20 protein-coding genes are annotated in these 19,842 nt (G+C 65.3%); 15 read left to right on the forward strand and 5 right to left on the reverse strand.

Annotation, left to right across the window (positions count from 1 at the left end):
- Window positions 1-234 precede the first annotated feature (234 nt).
- The 6 genes from AC3FOF_RS18755 (at window position 235) to AC3FOF_RS18780 (ending at window position 6,924) form a co-directional block, all read left to right on the forward strand.
- Window positions 235-1,929 carry a hypothetical protein gene (locus AC3FOF_RS18755; RefSeq protein ID WP_488727444.1) on the forward strand — a complete coding sequence of 565 codons (1,695 nt, stop codon included), beginning with the start codon at window positions 235-237 and terminating at the stop codon, window positions 1,927-1,929.
- 173 nt (window positions 1,930-2,102) lie between these two features.
- The gene (locus AC3FOF_RS18760) at window positions 2,103-3,224 is read left to right on the forward strand and encodes a hypothetical protein (RefSeq protein ID WP_017227709.1); all 1,122 of its coding nucleotides are present in this window, start codon (window positions 2,103-2,105) and stop codon (window positions 3,222-3,224) included.
- 792 nt (window positions 3,225-4,016) lie between these two features.
- Window positions 4,017-4,829 carry an EAL domain-containing protein gene (locus AC3FOF_RS18765; RefSeq protein WP_488727445.1) on the forward strand — a complete coding sequence of 271 codons (813 nt, stop codon included), beginning with the start codon at window positions 4,017-4,019 and terminating at the stop codon, window positions 4,827-4,829.
- A gap of 246 nt (window positions 4,830-5,075) precedes the next feature.
- Window positions 5,076-5,648, forward strand: a complete 573-nt coding sequence (locus AC3FOF_RS18770; protein WP_488727446.1) for a nitrogen fixation protein NifQ — start codon at window positions 5,076-5,078, stop codon at window positions 5,646-5,648.
- Between the two features lie 638 nt (window positions 5,649-6,286).
- Window positions 6,287-6,532 (forward strand): AbrB/MazE/SpoVT family DNA-binding domain-containing protein, encoded by a 246-nt coding sequence (locus tag AC3FOF_RS18775; protein WP_017225080.1) that lies wholly within the window; start codon window positions 6,287-6,289, stop codon window positions 6,530-6,532.
- The gene (locus AC3FOF_RS18780) at window positions 6,529-6,924 is read left to right on the forward strand and encodes a type II toxin-antitoxin system VapC family toxin (RefSeq protein ID WP_017225081.1); all 396 of its coding nucleotides are present in this window, start codon (window positions 6,529-6,531) and stop codon (window positions 6,922-6,924) included. The genes AC3FOF_RS18775 and AC3FOF_RS18780 overlap by 4 nt, the downstream gene beginning before the upstream one ends.
- A 174-nt stretch (window positions 6,925-7,098) precedes the next feature.
- On the opposite strand, the gene AC3FOF_RS18785 is transcribed toward AC3FOF_RS18780, so the two are convergent.
- Window positions 7,099-8,094, reverse strand: coding sequence for a tripartite tricarboxylate transporter substrate-binding protein (locus AC3FOF_RS18785; RefSeq protein WP_488727447.1), 996 nt, complete (start codon window positions 8,092-8,094; stop codon window positions 7,099-7,101).
- 75 nt (window positions 8,095-8,169) lie between these two features.
- The gene (locus AC3FOF_RS18790) at window positions 8,170-8,835 is read right to left on the reverse strand and encodes a DJ-1/PfpI family protein (protein ID WP_017226877.1); all 666 of its coding nucleotides are present in this window, start codon (window positions 8,833-8,835) and stop codon (window positions 8,170-8,172) included.
- Between the two features lie 119 nt (window positions 8,836-8,954).
- On the opposite strand from AC3FOF_RS18790, the gene AC3FOF_RS18795 reads away from it, so the two are divergent.
- Together AC3FOF_RS18795 and AC3FOF_RS18800 are read left to right on the forward strand one after the other, a co-directional pair.
- Window positions 8,955-9,941, forward strand: a complete 987-nt coding sequence (locus tag AC3FOF_RS18795) for a GlxA family transcriptional regulator (RefSeq protein WP_488727448.1) — start codon at window positions 8,955-8,957, stop codon at window positions 9,939-9,941.
- Entirely contained in the window at window positions 9,833-11,254 is a 1,422-nt protein-coding gene (locus AC3FOF_RS18800; RefSeq protein WP_488727449.1) for a helix-turn-helix domain-containing protein, read from the forward strand. Before AC3FOF_RS18795 ends, AC3FOF_RS18800 begins: the two co-directional genes overlap by 109 nt.
- A gap of 33 nt (window positions 11,255-11,287) precedes the next feature.
- On the opposite strand, the gene AC3FOF_RS18805 is transcribed toward AC3FOF_RS18800, so the two are convergent.
- Together AC3FOF_RS18805 and AC3FOF_RS18810 are read right to left on the reverse strand one after the other, a co-directional pair.
- On the reverse strand, window positions 11,288-12,670 hold the full coding sequence (locus tag AC3FOF_RS18805; RefSeq protein WP_488727491.1) for an aminotransferase-like domain-containing protein: 1,383 nt from the start codon (window positions 12,668-12,670) through the stop codon (window positions 11,288-11,290).
- Between the two features lie 61 nt (window positions 12,671-12,731).
- Window positions 12,732-13,004, reverse strand: coding sequence for a hypothetical protein (locus tag AC3FOF_RS18810; RefSeq protein WP_488727450.1), 273 nt, complete (start codon window positions 13,002-13,004; stop codon window positions 12,732-12,734).
- A 96-nt stretch (window positions 13,005-13,100) separates the two neighbouring features.
- On the opposite strand from AC3FOF_RS18810, the gene AC3FOF_RS18815 reads away from it, so the two are divergent.
- The 7 genes from AC3FOF_RS18815 (at window position 13,101) to AC3FOF_RS18845 (ending at window position 18,986) form a co-directional block, all read left to right on the forward strand.
- Window positions 13,101-13,583 carry an MSMEG_0572/Sll0783 family nitrogen starvation response protein gene (locus AC3FOF_RS18815; RefSeq protein ID WP_035811662.1) on the forward strand — a complete coding sequence of 161 codons (483 nt, stop codon included), beginning with the start codon at window positions 13,101-13,103 and terminating at the stop codon, window positions 13,581-13,583.
- A gap of 60 nt (window positions 13,584-13,643) precedes the next feature.
- Window positions 13,644-14,660, forward strand: coding sequence for a Nit6803 family nitrilase (locus tag AC3FOF_RS18820; protein WP_017226882.1), 1,017 nt, complete (start codon window positions 13,644-13,646; stop codon window positions 14,658-14,660).
- Complete coding sequence (locus AC3FOF_RS18825) at window positions 14,611-15,744, forward strand: MSMEG_0568 family radical SAM protein (protein WP_276263463.1); 1,134 nt, start codon at window positions 14,611-14,613, stop codon at window positions 15,742-15,744. Before AC3FOF_RS18820 ends, AC3FOF_RS18825 begins: the two co-directional genes overlap by 50 nt.
- Window positions 15,741-16,280: an MSMEG_0567/Sll0786 family nitrogen starvation N-acetyltransferase gene (locus tag AC3FOF_RS18830; protein ID WP_488727451.1), complete on the forward strand. Its 540-nt coding sequence runs from the start codon at window positions 15,741-15,743 to the stop codon at window positions 16,278-16,280. Before AC3FOF_RS18825 ends, AC3FOF_RS18830 begins: the two co-directional genes overlap by 4 nt.
- Before the next feature lie 2 nt (window positions 16,281-16,282).
- On the forward strand, window positions 16,283-17,293 hold the full coding sequence (locus AC3FOF_RS18835) for a sll0787 family AIR synthase-like protein (RefSeq protein ID WP_488727452.1): 1,011 nt from the start codon (window positions 16,283-16,285) through the stop codon (window positions 17,291-17,293).
- 9 nt (window positions 17,294-17,302) lie between these two features.
- On the forward strand, window positions 17,303-17,590 hold the full coding sequence (locus tag AC3FOF_RS18840) for an MSMEG_0570 family nitrogen starvation response protein (protein ID WP_017226886.1): 288 nt from the start codon (window positions 17,303-17,305) through the stop codon (window positions 17,588-17,590).
- A 64-nt stretch (window positions 17,591-17,654) separates the two neighbouring features.
- Window positions 17,655-18,986, forward strand: coding sequence for an MSMEG_0569 family flavin-dependent oxidoreductase (locus tag AC3FOF_RS18845; protein WP_488727453.1), 1,332 nt, complete (start codon window positions 17,655-17,657; stop codon window positions 18,984-18,986).
- Window positions 18,987-19,175: 189 nt separating this feature from the next.
- On the opposite strand, the gene AC3FOF_RS18850 is transcribed toward AC3FOF_RS18845, so the two are convergent.
- Window positions 19,176-19,823, reverse strand: a complete 648-nt coding sequence (locus AC3FOF_RS18850; RefSeq protein ID WP_488727454.1) for a CerR family C-terminal domain-containing protein — start codon at window positions 19,821-19,823, stop codon at window positions 19,176-19,178.
- Window positions 19,824-19,842: the final 19 nt, after the last annotated feature.

The raw sequence follows: 19,842 nt of genomic DNA on the forward strand, positions 1-19,842 counted from the left end.
CCCTCCTGGTAGGGGTGACACGGAACCTGGGTTTGTTTATCTAGTGAAGCAGGCAAAGGCAGTGTCGGATTGGGCTTGCCGATTCCGATTGCAAGAGCCAGCGACGGTATCCGGTGCAGTACGACAAGCCAGGGCAGCTAAGGGCATCAGGGACGGTGCGCTGCCTTTGCCTGGTTCAGGACCCCATAAACGACGTATCGATTCATCGATGTATTGATCTCAGGAGCGAGAAGAGTGCAAACCAATATCAGGAATATCCTTACCCTCGGCCTTATGGCTTCGGCGGCCGTGGCGCTGGTGGCCTGCGGAGGCGGTTCGGACTCGACGCCGACACCCGTAACCGTGCAAGGCAAGGCAGTCGACTTCTATCTTGCCGGTGCCACGGTGACCTTTGCCGATTGCAACAACCAGACCGTGAAGACTGGCCCGAACGGCGAGTACACTTTCCCGTCCGGTTGCTCCTCGAGCGCACTCTCGGTATCTGGCGGTACCGATATCGGTACCAACCTGCCGTTCAACGGCGTGCTGCGGGCACCGGCGGTGCCTTATGTCGCCGGCGTGACGCCCATGATCACGCCGCTGACCACGCTGCTGTCGCAACTGAGCGCGACGCAGGCTGCGACGTTTGCGACCAAGCTCGGCTTGCAAGGCAAGAATCTCACCACTGCGGACCCGATGCTGGACGCTTCGCTGATCCAGACGTCGGTGGTGGTTGAGCAACTGCTCGAGCAAGTCAGCAAGACGCTCGTAGGCCTGTCGACGGGCACGGGCGGCACGCTGACTTCCGCTGCGGCCTCGGCGGCGGCGATCAGCGCCTTGGCCAGCACGATCGGTTCGGCCACGGGTACGGTCGACCTGACCAGCAGCCGCCTGATTTCCTCGGTCATCTCGTCGGCCGTGCAGAACGCCAAGGCTGGCTTCTCTGCCAGCGTGCAGGCCAATATCGGCACGGTGGCGACTAACGTCGCGGCGCTGGCTGCCCCGGTGGTGGCGAACCAGGTGTCGAACGTCAGCACGGCCCTGAGCATTGTCGTGCTGGGCGACAATCCGGCTGCCACGCTGACGGCCTTGCGGCAGAGCGGTTCGCTCAATGCGGTGATCGCCAGCGCCAACTCGACCACCGTTACCACGCTGACAAGCGCGGTGTCTGCCGCCGGCCTGGCTGACTCGACGCAGGCGTCCAACCTTGCTGCGCTCGGCGGTGCCGTGGTTACCGGCAATTCGACGGCAATCCAGACTGCGGCCACGAACCTTGGCGGTTATGTGAACCCGGCCCCCGTTACCACCGTGATCAACGCCGTCAAGCCAGCCAACTTCATCCAGCTGGCGAGCATGACCATCAACGGCCAGACGCTCCCGATCAGCAATGCGGTGACGGTCACGGGCGGCACGCTGAACACGATCCAGGTGGCGCTGTCGCAAAACGGCAATGCATTTGCCGGCGGGGCTTCGCAGGTCCGTGCCGCCATGAGCTACACGGTTGGCGGCAACCAGGTCGATCTCATCATCGAGAACGTTGCGCTCACCTTCAGCAACGGGCAGTTGACCGCCGCACAGGTTCCGGTCAACACGACCTTCTCGTTCCGCATCGCCGGCAGCATTTCGGCCAACGTTGCTATTACCAATGCGACTGCCGACAACCTGTTCGTGAGCGACAACGGCGGCTCGCTGAATCTGCCGTTCACCACGTTCCTGAGCAGGCTGCAGAGCGCGGGCGCGTTGAGCCAGGCCCAGATCGCCGCGCTCACGCCCAAGTCGGTCAGCACCTTCCCCGTGACGTTCGCGGTGACGGGCCTGGGCGGCAAGGCCGTCGGCGTCGATACGCTGGTCAGCAGTGTCCCGCAGGCGACGCTGACGCAAACCGTGCAGACCGGCTCGGCACGGCTTAGCGGAAACGGGATCAAGACCTTGGTCACGCTGAATCCCTGATCGATGCGCTGCGTAGCTCTCCCCGTGGTTCGGGGAGGGTCTGCCCGGTCATCCGCCACACGCGCCATCCGGCGCAGTGGCGGGTGGCCGGCTTCTTTTTGTGTGCGGAGCGCCCGGGGCTGATCCCGGGCGTGCCGTGGATGAGGCCCGTCGTCCGGCCTCGGAGTCTCCCTATGCTGTTGTATCGTTCGCGCCGGCTACGCAATGCCGGCGCATTGATGCTGGGCTTGTCGTGTGCGGGTGTTGCGAGCGCCGCGCCGGACGACGTATTCATGCAGGCCGAGCCCGCCACCGGCGAGTTCACCAGTTTCCGGGCAGAGGCCAGTTATGACCTGGTCAACAGCACCGTTGACATCTTCAACCTGCGCCAGAGCCAGGGCTCTGTGCCGGACAACGCCGGCGACTATCGCGGCGGGCGCCTGATGCTGGGCTACAAGTTCAACCCGCACTGGTCTGGCTCGGCCACGTATTGGCGCCGCGGCATCGACTACGGCAAGGACACCAACAATATCGACAGTTGGATGCTGGCCTTGCACTACGACCCGCTGGCCGAACCCGGCGCGCGCGACCGGATCATGTTGCGCTTTTCGCTGTGGGGCGATCGTGCGGGCAGCCTGACCCGTTCCTCGGCGGTCAAGGTTGGGAGCACGACCTTCAACGGCGTCACCGTCCACGATGCCAACGATGTCCAGGGCCAGGCCGACGTGATTTTTTCCGGGCAGCTGACCGAGCGGAACCAGTTGACGGGTTTTCTTGGCCTTGGCGTCAGCCGTGTGACGATCGGCGGCATCAACACCAGCCTGCAGCGCGGCGGTTGTAATTTCAATGTCAGCATCGGCTCGGACAACGTTGCCAATGGCAACCTTGCCGCACCTTGCCGCGTGGGCAACGTCAACCTGCAGTCGGCGTCGTTCTCGTCCGATGCGGGGCAGTACGGGTTGAACATCAACGACGATTTCACCTATACCGCGGGCTTCCTGAACCTGGGCGGATCGTGGCGCTGGAAATACGAGAACTTCAGCGCCAGGCTGGGCTACCAGTTCCAGTACCTGGTCCGCAGCAATGTCGATAGCCATACCAGGGCTTACGGTTATTCGCCGATCAAGTCAAACCATACGCTGGGGATGGAGTTGTCCTATGCCGTGGTGAAGAATGTCGAAGTCTTCCTGCGCGGACAGGCATCGCTGTACAACTTTGTTGGCACCATTCCGTTTCTCTACAATGCCGCCACGGCAGGCAAGATGGATCGCTACTACGGCTATGGCTCGATCGGCATCCGTTTCTCCGGCTTCTAAGTTCTAAGGCGCGGATGGCTTGGGTGTGCATGGCGGAATCCCGAATACCGGATTCCGGCACGAGCCATTGGCAAGCGTGAGACGACAGGAGCTGCGCTTGGCGCACTTCTGTTGCAAGGCGAAAAGAGGGGAGGCCGGCAGCACGGCGTGGTCTTCTTGTGTGAACCACGCTTTATTGCCAGTGCGCCAGCATGCCGATGGCGGGAGTTGCCGTAGCGGCGAGGCAAAAAAAGAAGGGTGTAGGCGCAGGGCGCTCCTACACCCCTTGAGTGGTTCAGCAAGGGGTCAGTCTTGCTGAGGTGAATTGTCTTACGGCTTGTATTGCATCAGTACCCTGCCTTCGTGGGTGGTCATCCTTTGGAGGGGAATGGGGATCGACTGTGGCCTGCCCCGTGCTGGAAGAATAGGATCCGGATGACATAAGCCCGGAGCGCAAGCGCGAGCGGGAATGCGCGATGGGCCTGGGTTTGCCGTCGTTTGAATTTGCCGGTAACTAACCAAAGGCAACGGGGCCAACGAGAGCCAGCGAGAGCCAGCGGGAGCCAATGGAAATAGAGTTACCGGGCGGTATGGGTTTGCCGCTGTTCGCGGTACCTGCTTACCTGGTGCGCATGTCGTGCCCGGCCGTCCAGATGCCTCCAGGAGGTTAGATTGCATTACGCGTTTTTCAGTGGCCGGGCGTCTCACGGCGCAACGATATCGAGTGACGGCGAGAGCACCGCCGTGCCGCGAGGCGGACCGGGCTACGTCTGTGCCTCGCGCATTGCACGCGTGGTGCGGTTGCGGCGGATCATGGCGCAGTCTTCGGCGGTGGAAGCGGGAGCGCAGGCCGGCGAACGCAGCCTGGATGGCGCCGACCTGCTTGCGCTTACCCGGAACGATCTCATCGGCGCGATCGGGCTGGGCCACATCTATCCGGTATTCCAGCCGCAGATCAGCGCGCAGCACGGTGGCATCGTCGGGATCGAAGTGCTGGCGCGCTGGTCCGACAAGGGGCGGCACCACAGGCCGGAGAAGTTTGTCGGCAGCATCACCAGCCTGGGGGTGGAGACACTCCTGCTGGATTATTTCCTTGGTGCCTGCAGCCAGGTGCTGACGCGTTTTCCCGGCTACCAGGGGCGGTTTTCGCTCAACGTCAGCCCGAAGACGGCGGCTTGCGCCGGCTTTGTCCAGGAGGTACTGCGCGCGAGTCTCTCCCACGGGCTGGATCTTGCGCGGGTGGTGCTGGAGGTGACGGAGCAGACCCGGATCTCGCGCGGCAGCGAGGCCAGGCTACTGGCGAACCTCGGCGCGCTGTCGGCGCGCGGCGTGGTGATTTCGCAGGACGATTTCGGGTCCGGCTACGCCTCGCTGCAAGCCCTTGGCCTGCTGCCGTTCAAGCAGGTCAAGGTCGACAAGACCTTGCTGCACCGTGCGCGCCACGCAGAGCGTGCGCGGTTGCTGTTCTCTTCCTCTATCCATCTGGCCCGCTCGCTGGAGCTGCAGACGGTTGCCGAGGGGGTGGAGAGCCCGGACGATATGCTGCTGGCAAGATCGCTCGGCGCCGATCTGCTGCAGGGATACGCCATTTCACCGCCCGTGCCGTTCGAGCGCCTGGTGCTCTAGCCCGGTGCCTGGTGCCAGGTGGTTTGGGGTCGGGGCCGTAGATAATTTGCAGATAACTTGTAAATCACTTTATTTGCTTTATTCACTGGCGTATCGCCAGGAGTGCAAGCAGCGCCACCGCGTTGACTACCGTTATATACATAGCTATATTTCGGTCATTGGACTATCGCAGGCCATGCCTGCCGCCGGGGAAGGGCGGCATTGGGGCAACCGGCGCTTGCGGGCCTATTTCCACAAGGCGTTGCCGTGAACCAGTCGTTGCTGATCCTGGATGCATTTTCGCTGGCGCCCGGCGAACCGGCGAGCCGCGCGCTTGCCGGTGTGCTGGAGAGCGCCAACGCGGGCAGGCTGCCCAGGTTCGCGCAATGGCTCGGGCTGGCGGAGCCGGAGTTCTGGCAGATGCTGGAGCACTGCTTTCCCGGTGCGCGGGCGGCAGGGTGGGCGCCGGAGTCGGCGCCGGTCGATGCCGCGGCGCTGCCTTGCGAGTTTCCCGACCTGGCCCAGATGTTCATCGCCGCAGGAAATCCGGCCCGCCCGGAAACCCGCTGGGCCGCGCATGCCCTGGCCAGTGGCTGCTTCGGCGGCTCTCATCTCTGGCATGACATGGGGCTGTCGGGCAGGCACGATGTGTCTCGCCTGCTTCAGGCATATTTCCCGCCGCTATACGAGGCCAATACCACCGACATGAAGTGGAAGAAGTTCTTCTACCACCAGCTCTGCGAACGGCTTGACCTGCAACCCTGCCCGGAGCCGGCTTGCGATGGGTGCGACAACTACGCGGCCTGCCACGGCGCCGAGGCCGTGGTCCATTGGCGCTAGACGCGTATGCGCAGCCAAACGGCAATCCATCGCTGAAGTCCGGCGCATTCTTCAAATCGGCTTGCCGGAGCGGGAGGATGGGGGCGAGCCCATGCATGAGGCCGGAATTGCAGCGGCAGAATTCGGACCGGAAGCAGGCGCGATCCTGGCTCCCTTCCTCGTCAGGGTACCGTATCTGCTGCCTTGCAGCATACTTGTCCATGGCAACGCGACTGACCCCGTTGTTGCCATTTCTTAAAGGTGTAGGCTGTCTCCCCTGCCTACACCTTTTTTTTGCCTTCGTGCGGAAACAGCGGGAAAAATGGTCCTTTTGTTGCGGGGTAAGGCAAGTGCCAGAGCGGGTCGCACACCCCCCCGGCATCATTGGATCCTGATCCATCGAAGCGTGTCTTCTACTTCCGTGTGGTGCAGAAATTGCCGCAATGCAGCATATTCCGCCTGGCAGTTCAAATTCGTCGTGGCTGAACCAGGTGGAGAATTGGTTCTCCCGTATCCAGCGTGACGTAAGCAGCAAGACCAGCGCCATGGCGTCGAAGTAACGTTTCGGAAAGGCATCGTGCAGACGCCTTGGCATTGGAGGCCCTTGCATTCCGCATTTCCTTACCATATTGTAAGGAATCAGAAAACATGGAGGAGTTATGGCTTCCGCCACCTTGACATCGAAAGGACAGGTCACGATTCCAGTGGACGTTCGGACTCATTTGGGACTGTCTACCGGGGACCGGGTCGAATTTGTGCTCAATGAGCAATCTGGGCGATATGAGATGGTTCCCGCCACCCGGTCCGTGGCGGCCTTGAAAGGGATCATCCGCAAGCCAGCGAAACCGGTGTCGATAGAGGACATGAATACGGCAATCGCTGAACAGGGGGCCGCGGCCCGATGATCGGTCTGGATACGAATGTGCTGGTCCGGTACATCGCGCAAGATGATGCGGTGCAAGCGAAGAAGGCTACTGCTTTGATCGAATCGCTGACGGCCCAAAACCCCGGCTATGTCACGCAGGTGGCACTTGTCGAGGTGGTTTGGGTCCTTACGCGAGCGTACGATGCGAACCGCGAAGAGGTCACACAGGTGATTGAGACGCTACTAAGAACGAAGGAACTGCTTGTCGAAACTGCGGAAACGGTCTGGAAAGCACTGCGGCTCTACGCCGGATCGTCAGCCGATTTCGCCGACTGTTTGATCGAGCGAACGTGCCATGACGCGCAGTGCGAGTACACGGTGACATTTGACACCAAGGCAGCCAAAATCGCAGGGATGCAACTGGTCAGGTAGCATACCAAGACCGAAGACTGGCGGAATCGACGAGGCGCACTCTGCCGGTACAGCCCGGCCCTGGCCACGTCTCATGCGACGCCGCAACCTGAGGCGCTCCGGTCACTGTTTGTCGGAAGACGCCACACGCAGGCCCACGGATCTCCACGCCTGGCACGCTCTCCCGCAATCCGCCTATTGCGGCCGGTAGCCGCTCTCGCGCACGACGCCCGCCAGCGCCGTGCTCACCTGGGCAAGCCGCTGCGCCTGCTCCGCCGGTGTGCCCGGCGCGGGCAGCATGACATGCTCCCGCAGCTTTTCCCCGACTTCCGGCATGGCCAGCACGCGATTCAGTGTGGCGTTGTAGCGTACGACGATGGCGTCGGGCGTTGCGGCGGGCGCATACAGGCCCAGGAAATCGGTGAGGGCAAGCCCGGCGATGCCGGCCTGCGCGAACGAGGGCACGCCAGGCAGCAGCGGCGTTGGGTTGGATACAGCGATGATGCGCAGCTTGCCGTTCTGGTGGTAGGGCAGGAAGTCCGACACGCCGGAGATGCCCGCCGCCACTTGTGCGCCGAGAAGATCCTGCACCAGGGGCGCCGCGCCGCGATATGGCACGGGTACCGTGTCTGCCTTCAGCGCCTTTGAGATTTTGCCGGCGACGAATTCCGGGGCGCTGCCCGCGGCCGGCACGCCGATGCCTGTCTCGCCGGGGTGACGGGCGAACCATGCGCCAAGGCCGGCCAGATTGGTCGCGCCCGTCTTCGGGTGCACTGCCAGGGCAAGCTCGAATGTGGCAATGGTGCCCACCGGACGGAAATCGGTGGCCGGCGAGAAGCCCGCGTTCCTGACCGTCAGCGGAATCGTGGCCACGGTGTGGGTGTTGCTCAGGAGCAGGACCGAGCCGTCCGCCGGCGCAACCTTCAGGGCCTGCGCGGCAATCTGGCCGCCCGCGCCCGGGCGGTTGTCCACCAGCACGGTCCTGCCCAGTGCCTGCGTGAGTTTTTCCGCAACGATGCGTGCGGCCGTATCGGCGGGGCCGCCGGGCGGGTAGCCCACCAGCAGCCTGACGGGGCCGCGCGCGTCCTGCGCCAGGGCAGCGCACGGTGCCGACAATGCCCATAGGGCGCCGCATAGCAGGAAGGCGCGGGCGGCGCCGCGTGACCGGCGGGATGCAATGGCACGGAACATGAAATCCTCCACAGGTATCGCCGCAGGATGCGGCGAAAGAAAGTGCCGGGCGGCGATGGCCGTGCCCGGCGGTCCTCAGCCCAGCCGCTTGCGCAGGATTGCGCCGCGCGCTTGCACGATGGGCTGCATCTTTGCGCGCATCGCCGCCACGATGGCGGCGGGTGCCTTGTGCGGGCTGCCGCTGTCGAAGGGAGGCTGCGGATCGTATTCGGCGAAGAGTTGAACGCCCTGCGCCACGGCATCGCCGCCGGCCAGTGCGATCACGCGCAAGGCGCAATCGATGCCCGATGTCACGCCTGCCCCGGTTACCCGGTTGCGGTCCACCACCACGCGCTGGTCCACGGGTTTGGCGCCGACCAGTTCCAGCAACGCATGCGATGCCCAGTGGCACGTCGCCGCGTAGCCTTCGAGCAAGCCGGCGGCACCCAGCAGCAGGGGGCCGGTACAGATACCCACGATCCATTGCGCGCCCGCGGCCTGCCGCGCCAGGAAGCGCAGTACCTCTTCGTCGTCCAGCAGCCTGCCGAGGCCTGGCCCGCCGGGGACGACGAGCATGTCCAGCTGGCCGCAATCGTCCATGCGCCTGGTGGCGCGAAATTCCCAGCCGAGCTCGGTGGCGATCGGGTCGGTGTGCTTCCACACCAGTTGCAGCTGCGCGCCCGGCATGCGCACCAGCAGGTCTGCTGGCGCCACGTAGTCGGTGGCGGTGATGTCCGGAAAAACCAGCATGCCGATTTGCATGGAGAGGGTCCTTGTTTGTTGGGTCCCGGGGTATCCCGGACGATGGATCGTGGTAGTCGTGGCAGGAATATACAATCGGGCTATCTGTCTGAAATGACAATCACCCCACGATTCCTGCCATGCCGCTTCGCCATATCCGCTTCCTCGTATTCGATCGTTTCCAGGTGCTGGACGTCTGCGGGCCGTTGCAGGTCTTTGCCACCGCCAACGACCTGCTCCGGCAGGCAGGGCGCCCGCCGCAGTACCGGACCCACGTGTGCAGCCTCGCGCCCGGGCTGGTGGACAGTTCCGGGGGCGTCGAGCTGAACGCGCGGGCCATGCCCGCGCGGCTTGGGCGCAAGACGGATACGCTGATCATTCCCGGCGGCCCAGGCGTGTGGGACCGGCCGGCAACCGATGCGCTGGTGCAGTGGATTCGCCGCGCGGCGCCAAGGGTGGAGCGCATCGCTTCGGTATGCACGGGGGCCTTCCTGTTCGCGCGCACCGGCTTGCTCGACGGCAGCCAGGTGGTGACGCACTGGGCTGCATGCGACCAGCTTGCCGAGGCGTTCCCCGCGCTCAAGGTGCAGCGCGACGCCATCTTTTTCCGCGAGGGCCGGTACTGGAGTTCAGCGGGCGTGACCGCTGGCATCGACATGACGCTGGGCATGGTGGAAGCGGATGCCGGGCGCGAGATCGCCATGGCCGTGGCCAAGACGCTGGTGGTGTTCTACAAGCGGCCCGGCGGGCAGTCCCAGTTCAGCAGCGCGCTGCTGGAGCAAAGCGCGCAGGACGGGCGGATCGCGGGGCTGAACGCGTGGATCGCCAGCCATCTGCATCATCGGCTGGATGTGCCGTCGCTGGCGGAGCGCATGTCCATGACGCCGCGCACCTTTGCGCGCTTCTATCGGCAGCAGACCGGCATGACCCCGGCGCGCGCGGTGGAAAAGATCCGGCTGGAACGCGCCTGCGACCTGATCGAATCGCATGCGCAGCCGATCAAGTCGGTGGCGCAGGCTTGCGGCTTTTCCTCGGAAGAAATCATGCGCAGGGCGTTCGTGCGCTATCTGCAGGTGTCGCCGTCCGAATACCGGGAGCGGTTCTCGGGGAAGGGGGGACTTGCCTGATGGCCAGGTGCGCGCCGGATCTTCGTCTTGTGTGTGTAGAAAGGGCCACTTCGGCAAGCAGGCATTGCTGGAATCCGGTGAAATCCGGCAACGCCGATTCCTGCTATATTCCTTTGCCCCCACACTGGCGCGCACGGGGGAGGGTCGGGGACCAAACCGGAATCCCGCCGCACCGGGCGGGCCGCAACGATACGGAGATCCGCGATGCGCCCCCACGCACGATCAACCTGCTGCCCGCGCGCATGCCGCTGAGCCGACTGTTGTTGCCGCCAGAGCGGCCGGCGCTTGCGCCGGGCATCGTGCACAGCAATTTCAGCGTGCAGGGCGACGCCCGTTTCAGTTTCCTGGCCTGGCAGGAGCGGATGAGTCCGGTCTACGACATACGGCCTGCCTCGATGGACGGCGAGCAGACCTTCGATGCTTCGCTGTTCCGGTACTCGATCGACGATCTGACCTTCTTCGACATGCGCACCGCCCCCAACGTGGCCGAGCGGTCGCTGGGGCGCGTGTCGACCGAGAACGTCCGCGACGTTTCCTTCAGCGTGTTCCTGGAAGGGACGCCTGCGCGCTTCCTGGGCGGCAAGCAACGGCCTGACGCGCCGCACGTGCCGTCCGTGCCGAGCATCCTCGCGGTGGACATGGATCAGCCGTGCACCATCCGGAGTTTTCAGAGCCGGATGCTGTTGTTCTTTGTGCCGCGGGCCGTGGTGGAAGCTGCGTTCCCCGATGCCGCCTCGCTGCATGGCCGCCTGGTTGAGGCCAACACACCCTTGACGCGCCTGCTGGTCGCGCATCTGGTGACGCTCAACCGGCAGATCGTGGGCCTGGGCAAGGAGGAGGCGGCTCAGTCCTTTCGTACCGCGGTCGAACTGCTGGCCGCGGCGTTCAGCCGGCAGGTGGGTCTTTCCGGCAACGCGCGCGCGGCGGTGCGGGCCGCGGTGTACGGACAAGTGCGGCGGTATGTCGAGGCCAATCTGCACGACCCCGGCCTGTCCCCGGAGAGCGTGCTGCAATCGCTGCGCCTGTCGCGCGCCAGCGTGTACCGGCTGTTCGCGCATGAAGGCGGCCTGGCCGCTTATATCCGCAGCCGCAGGCTGCGAACGGCGGCCGATGAGCTGGTCCGCTTTCCGCATCTGCAGGTGCAGGATATCGCCGCGGGGCTGGGCTTCAACAATGCGTCGAGCTTTACACGCGCATTCCGCCGCGCCTACGGCATCGCGCCGCAGGATTTGCACGGGTATGCACCGTTGCTCCGGCGCGATGAGGCAAGGCCATACCAGCAAGCCTCCTGGCGCGCGGCGGGCGTCCGATAACCGCGATTCCCGTCCGGGCCCGGGCTGCCGCGGCTACAGCATCGCCGAATGCAGGTGGTGGGGATCGTCCAGCGTATCGGCCGCGATCTGCAGCGATTCCTCCACCTCATCCCGGTCGCCCGGTCCGCCCAGGCAGAGCCGGATCGCGTCCGGCGGGTTGCCATCGGTGGAGAAGGCGGCGCTCGATACCGCGCCGATGCCGCGCGAGCGCAGGTGCAGCGCCAGTTCGGAAGGGCGCCAGCCGCTGTCCGCCGGTATCGGCAGCCACAGGTGGAAGCCTTCGGGGTCCGCGTCGTAGGGGCGCGCCGCGAATACCTCCCGGGCCAGGAGCTGCCGGGCCACGCTCTCGGCGCGGATGGCCTTGAGCATGTCTTCCGCCGTGCCGTCCTTGATCCATGACGTGGCCAGCAGCGTGTTGAAGGGGCTCGCCATGACGGTGGTGGCGCGCAGCGTGCCGGCCAGCCGCTGGGTCTGGCGCGCGGTGGGGCCGTTGATGAAGGCAATGCGCAATCCCGCGCCAAAGCACTTCGACAGGCCGGTGACGTAGTAGGTGAGCTCCGGCGCCAGCGTGGCCAGCGCATCGGGCGTGCGCTGCGGCAGCATGCCGTAGGCATCGTCCTCGATGATCGGCACGTTGTAGCGCAGGGCGATATCGGCCAGGATCTCGCGCCGGCCTTGCGGCATGGTCCTGGTGCTGGGATTCTGCAAGGTCGGGTTGCAGTACAGCGCGCTCGGCTTCTGCGTCTTGCACAACGTCTCGAATGCCGGCCCGAGCGGCCCTTCCTCGTCGCCGGGCAGGGCCTGCAGCTGCACGCCGAGTTGCGTGGCGATGGCCTTGATGCCGGGGTAGGCCAGCGCATCCAGGCAGATGGTCTGGCCGGGACGGGCCAGCAGCGATACCAGCGCCACCAGCGCGCTGTGGATGCCGGGGCAGATCAGCACGGTATCCGGACGGCAGGCGGGCACATATCGCTTCAGCCATTCCACGGCCACGGCGCGGTCGGCCGGCGTGCCGCCGAAATCCTGGTAGCGCAGCAGGTCATAGGGATCCGTCGTGCTCATCAGGCGGGCCGCCGACTCTCGCAGCTTTGCCGTCAGCGCAGGCGGCTCGGGCGGGTTGTTCATGGTCATCTCGGCACCGGTGCCGGCGCGCAGCGGCAGCGCGGGCGGACGCCCCCGTACAAAGGTGCCGCTGCCCGCCTTGGCGTCGATCAGCCCGCGCTTGCGGGCTTCGGCGTAGGCGCGTGCCACGGTGGTGTAGTTGAGCCGCAGCGCATCGGCCAGATCGCGCAGTGCCGGAAGGCGGTCGCGCGCTTGCAGGCGGCCGCTTGCCAGGTCTTCCTCGATCAGGTCGGGGATCGCCAGGTAAGCGGGTTTGGCGCTCTCGGAGAGGCGTTTCAGCCAATGGCTGGCCATTGCGGGCAAGGTGGGCTCCAGGCGGTTCGGGGGTGGCTTCAGGGGAGGCGATACCGAGCCGTCAGGCTATCACAATGATCGTTTTCCGTGCGGAAAGTGATCGCATCTTGAATTGCGCAATGATGGTGCGTGATCGCCCGGATTGCACTGCTTGCGGGCGTCCGGCCAGTGCCGGCACGTGTCGCGGCGGTGCATGCCCAAAATTGACCTGTGTGCGCCAATGCACAAGCAAGCCGGTCAAATGCCGCCTTCCGGAAAAATCACCGATGCGATCAATGAGTGATTGTGTGCTTGATCGGTAATTGATTGCATCCATCGGTGGGATATATGGCATGGCGCGTGCTCATGGTGTGGTGTCGGCCCCCCGGCCGATCGATCGAAACGACACATCGAACGATCGATTGAACCCACCATCCCCATGGAGCACAGCATGCCCGCAGTCAACAAACCGGCCCACAAGAAAGGCGATTTCCTGGTCGACTACGAAGAGAAGGTTTTCGAGGACGTGAAGGCGGAGCCGGGCGAGAAGGCGCTGGTCACCTTCCACACCGTCGCCTTCGAAGGTTCGATCGGCTTCGTCAACCTGTTGCAGGCCACGCGGCTGCAGCGCAAGGGCTTCGAGACTTCCATCCTGCTGTACGGCCCGGGCGTGACGCTTGGCCTGCAGCGCGGCTTTCCCACGCTGGGCGACGAAGCCTTCGCCGGCCACCTCAACTTCAACAAGCAGATCACCAAGTTCATGGAAGAGGGCGGCAAGGTCTACGCCTGCCGCTTTGCGCTGCAAGCGCTCTATGGCCACGGCGAGGCCTCGCTGATCGAAGGCATCCGCCCGATCAGCCCGCTCGACGTGCTGGACCTGAAGCTGATCCACCGCAAGGAGAACGCGCTGATCCTGGATACCTGGACGGTTTGAGACACGGATAGATAGATAGATAGATAGATAGATAGGCAGATAGAAAAGGCGGGCACCACCATGTCACAGAAACGCATTGTGCGCGCGGCAGCGGTCCAGATCTCACCGGACCTCGAGCACGGCGAAGGCACCCTCGGCAAAGTCTGCGAGGCCATCGACCGCGCCGCGCGGGAAGGCGTGCAGCTGATCGTCTTCCCGGAAACCTTCCTGCCGTACTACCCGTACTTTTCCTTCGTACGGCCGCCCGTGCAGTCCGGCGGCGACCATATGCGCCTGTACGAGCTGGCGGTGGTGGTGCCGGGCCCCGTCACCCATGCCGTGGCCGAGCGCGCGCGCCGGCACGGCATGGTGGTGGTGCTGGGCGTCAACGAACGCGACCATGGCAGCCTCTACAACACGCAACTGATCTTCGATACCGATGGCCGCCTGGCGCTCAAGCGCCGCAAGATCACGCCGACCTTCCATGAACGCATGATCTGGGGCCAGGGCGACGCGGCCGGCCTGAAGGTGGCCGACACCGCCATCGGCCGCGTGGGCGCGCTGGCCTGCTGGGAGCACTACAACCCGCTGGCCCGCTACGCGCTGATGACCCAGCACGAGGAAATCCACTGCAGCCAGTTTCCCGGCTCGCTGGTGGGGCCGGTCTTTGCGGAGCAGATCGAGGTCACCATCCGCCACCACGCGCTGGAATCCGGCTGCTTCGTGGTGAACGCCACCGGCTGGCTCACCGACGGGCAGATCGCCTCGGTGACCACCGACCCCGCCTTGCAGAAGGCGCTGCGCGGCGGCTGCAACACCGCCATCGTGTCGCCGGAGGGCCAGCACCTGGCGCCGCCGCTGCGCGAGGGCGAGGGCATGGTGATTGCCGATCTCGATATGTCGCTCATCACCAAGCGCAAGCGAATGATGGATTCGGTGGGGCACTACGCCCGGCCCGAACTGCTCAGCCTTGCCATCAACGACCGGCCGGCGGCCACTGCCTCGCCCATGGCCGCCGCCTTCTCCAACTTCCACGGGAGCACCCATCATGAACTCCAGCGAGATGATGCCGGCCTCGAGCCGGTTGTCGGTAACTGAACTTCGGACCGAGCTGCAATCGGTGGGGCTGCGCCTGCTGGACCCGGCGGCGGGCGCGGCCAGCCGCCGCGGCGGCGCGGGACCGTCCGACCATAAGGCGGTGACCATCGATGGCGTGACCATCATGGTGCCGGTGCACACCAATACTGCCTGGCATTCGCCGTACGTGGCGTCGCCGCCGGATGGCAAGGGCACCAGCGCGCTGATGCGCGGCACGATCCCGATCGCCGATATCAGCTTTCCGAAAGCACCGCGTTTCTACGGGCTGCAGACGCTGGATGGCGTGCCGTACGCCCAGATCGCTACGCTGCACAGCGCGGATGTATTGGCCACCACGGTGCTGCAGACCTGCATCCGCTACGAGAGCCGGCGCAAGACCTGCAAGTTCTGCGCGATCGGGCAGTCGCTGGCCGCCGGGCGCACCATCGCCCGCAAGACGCCGGAGCAACTGGCCGAAGTGGCGCGCGCCGCGGTGCTGCTGGATGGCGTCAAGCATATGGTGCTGACCACCGGCACGCCGCCCACGCCGGACCGGGGCGCCCGCATGCTTTGCGAAAGCGCTTTCGCGATCAAGGCGGCGGTCGATCTGCCCATCCAGGCGCAATGCGAACCGCCGGACGATGATCGCTGGTTCGATCGCATGAAGGCCTCCGGCATCGATACGCTGGGCATGCACCTGGAAGTGGTGACGCCCGCCCTGCGTGAACGCATCATGCCCGGCAAGGCGGCGGTGCCGGTCAGCCGCTATATGGAAGCATTCAAGGCTGCGGTAGCCGTGTTTGGCCGGGGGCAGGTGAGTACGTATATCCTCGCCGGGCTTGGCGACAGCGCCGAGACCATCCTGTCGGTCTCGCGCGAGCTGGTCGAGCTGGGTGTCTATCCTTTCGTGGTGCCCTTTGTGCCGATCACGGGCACGCCGCTGGAAGACCATCCGGCGCCGCCGTCTGAATTCATGAAGTCCATCCTCAAGCCGCTCGGCGCCATGATCGGCGCGGCGGGCATGCGCTCGGCGGATATCAAGGCGGGCTGCGGCAAGTGCGGCGCGTGCTCCTCGCTGTCTTCGTATGAGGAGGTGGCCGCATGAGCGACGATCTTTGCGTTGAGGTGCCCGCGGCGACAGCATTCCGCATCCGCTGGGCCGGGGCCGGGTGGGAGGTGGAGCAGGCCATGGCGTTGCGCCGGGCGGTGTTCTGCCACGAGCAGGGTATTTTCAAGGACGACGATCGCGACGAGATCGACGATGTGGCGCAGCTGCTGGTCGCGGTGAAATGCGAAGCGGACGGACCCGGGACGGTGGTTGGCACGGTACGCATCCATGAAGCCGAGCCCGGCGTTTGGTTTGGCTCCCGCCTTGCCGTGCATGCCGCGTATCGCAGCCACGGCAGGATCGGTGCGACGCTGATCAAGCTCGCGGTCAGCAGCGCGCATGGGCTGGGTTGCAAGACATTCCTCGCGCATGTGCAAAGCCAGAACGTGCCGCTGTTCCTCCGCCTGCATTGGGACGTGCTGGCCGAGGAAACCCTGCTTGGCCGCCCGCACCACCTGATGCAGGCCGGCATGGACCACTACCCGGCCTGCCTGACGCCGCGTATCGGCATGTCGACGCTGGGCAGGAGCTGAGCATGCATGTCGCGCAAATCGTGGAAAGCCTGCGCGCCAGCCGCGGCTTCGGCCACAAGCGGGATATCGCTGGCGTGCTGTCGGCGCTGGGCAATGCGCTGCCGGGCGGGGTGCACGATCTCGGCCAGGCCGTTGCCGTGGGCGACGATTGCGCCGTCATTGCGGATCGGGATGGCTACCTGCTGTTCGCCATCGAGGGCATGGTCAGCGACTTCATCCGTGCCAAGCCGTGGTTCGCCGGCTACAGCGCGGTGATGGTCAATGTCAGCGATGTCTATGCCATGGGCGGCCGCCCGCTGGCGGTGGTGGATGCCATCTGGAGCCAGGGCGTGGGCGACGCCGCCGAAGTGCTCAGGGGCATGGCGGCAGCCTCGGCGGCGTACGGCGTGCCCATCGTCGGCGGCCACAGCAATGCCCGCAGCGATCACGGCCAGCTTGCGGTGGCCATTGTCGGCCGGGCGGGCAGCCTGCTCTCCAGCTTCGCGGCGCGTCCGGGTGACCGGCTGCTGATGGCGGTTGACCTGCGCGGCGCCTTTGCCGAGCCATATCCCTACTGGAACGCCTCCACCGAGGCACCGGCCGGGCGGCTGCGGGCCGATCTGGAACTGCTGCCGGCGCTGGCCGAAGAGGGCCTGTGCGCCGCCGCCAAGGACATCAGCATGGCGGGTACGCTGGGTACGGCGCTGATGCTGCTGGAGTGCTCCGGCGTTGGCGCCCGGATCGACCTGCAGCGCGTGCCGGCGCCGGCGGGCGTGCCGCTGCAGCGCTGGCTCACGGCGTTTCCCAGCTACGGGTTCCTGCTGGCCGTGCGCGAGCCGGACGTGGAGCGCGTGAGCGCGCGCTTCAGGGCGCGGGACATTGCCTGTGCGCAGATCGGCATCATCGACGATTCACGGCAGGTCTCGGTCAGCGGGGCCGGCGAAAGCGCACTGCTGTGGGACTTCGCGCGTGATGCATTCATCGTCCCGCAGGCCGGTGCGCCGGCGCGGGGCACCACCCCAGCCGATGCCTGAGGAGCTGTCATGCCAGTCACGCATTTCCGGGTACGTTGGCCCGATCAGAGCGAAGCCACGTGTTATTCCCCGTCATCGGTGGTCAGCGAATTCTTCGTCGCCGGACAGGACTACGCACTGGAGGAATTCCTGGTCCGTGCGCGGCAGGCGCTGGGCAGCGCCTCCGAGCGCGTCAGGGCGAGGTATGGCTACGCCTGCTCGTCCGCGATGGACCAGCTTGAACAGATAGAGAGCACCGCCGCGCGCTTCGGCGCGCAGCCGGACGCCACGGTGCGCGTGCTTGGCTTTGGCCGTTAGCCCAGCGCTGAACGCACTTCACCTTACTGCATTGCATATCACCGTATTCAAGGAAGGACGCATCATGTCGAACCCCCTCAGCGAAACCAAGGCCACGGCCACGCCTCCCAGACATTACAGCGTGATCGTCGTCGGCGGCGGCCAGGCCGGCTTGTCCATGAGCTACTACCTCAAGCAGGCCGGCATCGATCATCTCGTGATCGAGAAGCACACCGTCGCCCACACCTGGCGCAGCCAGCGCTGGGACGCCTTTTGCCTGGTCACGCCGAACTGGCAGTGTGCCTTGCCGGGCTATCCCTACCAGGGCGACGATCCGCACGGGTTCATGAAGAAGGATGAGATCATCGCCTATCTCGACGGCTTTATCGGCATGGTCGACGCGCCCGTGCTGGAGCACGCCGAGGTCCGGCGCGTGAAGCCGCTGGAGCAGGGTGGCTACCTGGTCTCCACCTCGCAGGGCGACTTCACCGCAGGGCAGGTGGTGGTGGCCTCGGGCGGCTATCACACACCGATCGTGCCGCGCATGGCGGAGCGGCTGCCCGCCGGCATCCGGCAGATGCAGTCCTCCGAGTACCGCAGCCCGCAAGCCCTCCCGGGGGGCGGCGTGCTGGTGGTGGGCTCGGGCCAGTCCGGCGCGCAGATCGCGGAAGACCTGCACTTGGCCGGCCGCAAGGTGTTCCTGGCCGTCGGCGAGGCGCCGCGCTGCGCGCGCTTCTACCGCGGCCGCGACGTAGTGGACTGGCTGGCGGACATGCAGTATTACGACATGCCGGTGCAGGAGCATCCGCTGCGCGAAGGCGTGCGCGACAACACCAACCACTATGTGACCGGGCGCGATGGCGGACGCGATATCGACCTGCGCAGGTTCGCCACCGAAGGCATGGAGCTGTTCGGTTCGCTCGAAGACTTCCATGACGGCAAGCTGCGCTTTACGCCGAACCTGAAAGCCAACCTCGACGATGCGGACGATACCTACAACCGCATCAACGCCAGCATCGACAAATACATCGACAGGCACGGCATCGCCGCGCCGGCCGCCAGCACGTATGCGCCGGTATGGACGCCGGGCGAGGAACGCTGGGCATTGGACCTGGCCGAGGCCGGCATCGGCGCCATCGTCTGGTGCATCGGCTTCCGCCCGGATTTCAGCTGGCTGGAGGCGCCGGTCTTCAACGGGCGCGGCTATCCGGGCCACGTGCGCGGCGTGACCGTGCAGGATGGGCTGTATTTCCTTGGCCTGCCATGGCTGCACACCTGGGGCTCGGGCCGCTTCTCGGGCATCGCCCGCGACGCGGAGTACCTGGCCGGACTGGTCCGGCAGAAACGCGGTGCCGATGCGCTGGGTGTCGAGCAACATCGAACCCTGGACCTGTTGCCCCTGGCTGGGGCAGTTTGATCCCGTCAAGGTTGAATCCTGGCGTCGTGCATCTTTGCGCTTTCGGGCAGGTGAGTCGCTTGGCTTGGACTCCCCGCGCCTGACTCGTTGATAATTCGCGGGCCAACGCTAAATGCCGGCGACATCGAGCGGCCTCAAAGGCCTCTCGGCAAGAGGCCATGGGTCTAACCCACGCCAGTCCGAAAAGCCTTAGCCCTTGGCCGCGCTCACTGCCGTGTTTCCGACCAAACCGGCGATTTCTGCCACCATGTCGCGGGTAAGGCGCTTGGCTCCAAGGCGCCGCAGCAGAGCCTCGCGCGCCACGGCGAATACGATAGCCTGGCCCAAGATGGCATGGGCGCGCAGGATGCTTTCGGGGCTGTCGGGTGTCTCGCACCGGATTGCCGCCACCAGCGCCGTCACGGCTTCATGTAGCGGCACGAACAGGACGACCTGGATAGCGTCGAACTTCGGCGTGGGCTGGAGCTGCTCGCGCGCCAGCAGTAGGCTGCGGGCAGCGGCAGTCTCCGAGTCCAGCAACGCCGTAGTGAAAGCGCGCATGAGCCCATCCAGCCGGGTCGCGGCTTCCTTGGCCGTGGCGGGCGGCGCGGCAGGCAAGTCCAGGCGCTGGACGATGTCTTGCGCGGTCTGTTCCAGCACTGCGGCGTAGACGCCTTCCTTGCCGCCGAAATGGTAAGGAATGGCGGCTTGGTTCACGCCTGCGGCTTCCGACAACTGCCGTGTGCGCACGCCTTCCAGGCCCAGCCGGCTGAACAGTGCCAGTCCGGCCTGGATTAGCCGTTCACGCGTCTCGGCTGCGCGGTCGGTGGATGGGTCTTCAATAGTCGATCTGCTCATTTCGGTGTCGTTTTCCATG

It is taken from the genome of Cupriavidus sp. 96C5-1, assembly GCF_057798855.1.

Excerpts from the sequence above, each read along its gene's own strand:
- AC3FOF_RS18815 (WP_035811662.1), top strand. The coding sequence starts at position 13,101 with ATGCCCGCAGTCAACAAACCGGCCCACAAGAAAGGCGATTTCCTGGTC.
- AC3FOF_RS18850 (WP_488727454.1), bottom strand. The coding sequence starts at position 19,823 with ATGAGCAGATCGACTATTGAAGACCCATCCACCGACCGCGCAGCCGAG.
- AC3FOF_RS18790 (WP_017226877.1), bottom strand. The coding sequence starts at position 8,835 with ATGCAAATCGGCATGCTGGTTTTTCCGGACATCACCGCCACCGACTAC.
- AC3FOF_RS18845 (WP_488727453.1), top strand. The coding sequence starts at position 17,655 with ATGTCGAACCCCCTCAGCGAAACCAAGGCCACGGCCACGCCTCCCAGA.
- AC3FOF_RS18820 (WP_017226882.1), top strand. The coding sequence starts at position 13,644 with ATGTCACAGAAACGCATTGTGCGCGCGGCAGCGGTCCAGATCTCACCG.
- AC3FOF_RS18840 (WP_017226886.1), top strand. The coding sequence starts at position 17,303 with ATGCCAGTCACGCATTTCCGGGTACGTTGGCCCGATCAGAGCGAAGCC.
- AC3FOF_RS18805 (WP_488727491.1), bottom strand. The coding sequence starts at position 12,670 with ATGGCCAGCCATTGGCTGAAACGCCTCTCCGAGAGCGCCAAACCCGCT.
- AC3FOF_RS18765 (WP_488727445.1), top strand. The coding sequence starts at position 4,017 with ATGGCGCAGTCTTCGGCGGTGGAAGCGGGAGCGCAGGCCGGCGAACGC.
- AC3FOF_RS18830 (WP_488727451.1), top strand. The coding sequence starts at position 15,741 with ATGAGCGACGATCTTTGCGTTGAGGTGCCCGCGGCGACAGCATTCCGC.
- AC3FOF_RS18810 (WP_488727450.1), bottom strand. The coding sequence starts at position 13,004 with ATGCCATATATCCCACCGATGGATGCAATCAATTACCGATCAAGCACA.
- AC3FOF_RS18795 (WP_488727448.1), top strand. The coding sequence starts at position 8,955 with ATGCCGCTTCGCCATATCCGCTTCCTCGTATTCGATCGTTTCCAGGTG.
- AC3FOF_RS18760 (WP_017227709.1), top strand. The coding sequence starts at position 2,103 with ATGCTGTTGTATCGTTCGCGCCGGCTACGCAATGCCGGCGCATTGATG.
- AC3FOF_RS18835 (WP_488727452.1), top strand. The coding sequence starts at position 16,283 with ATGCATGTCGCGCAAATCGTGGAAAGCCTGCGCGCCAGCCGCGGCTTC.
- AC3FOF_RS18825 (WP_276263463.1), top strand. The coding sequence starts at position 14,611 with ATGAACTCCAGCGAGATGATGCCGGCCTCGAGCCGGTTGTCGGTAACT.
- AC3FOF_RS18785 (WP_488727447.1), bottom strand. The coding sequence starts at position 8,094 with ATGTTCCGTGCCATTGCATCCCGCCGGTCACGCGGCGCCGCCCGCGCC.
- AC3FOF_RS18775 (WP_017225080.1), top strand. The coding sequence starts at position 6,287 with ATGGCTTCCGCCACCTTGACATCGAAAGGACAGGTCACGATTCCAGTG.
- AC3FOF_RS18780 (WP_017225081.1), top strand. The coding sequence starts at position 6,529 with ATGATCGGTCTGGATACGAATGTGCTGGTCCGGTACATCGCGCAAGAT.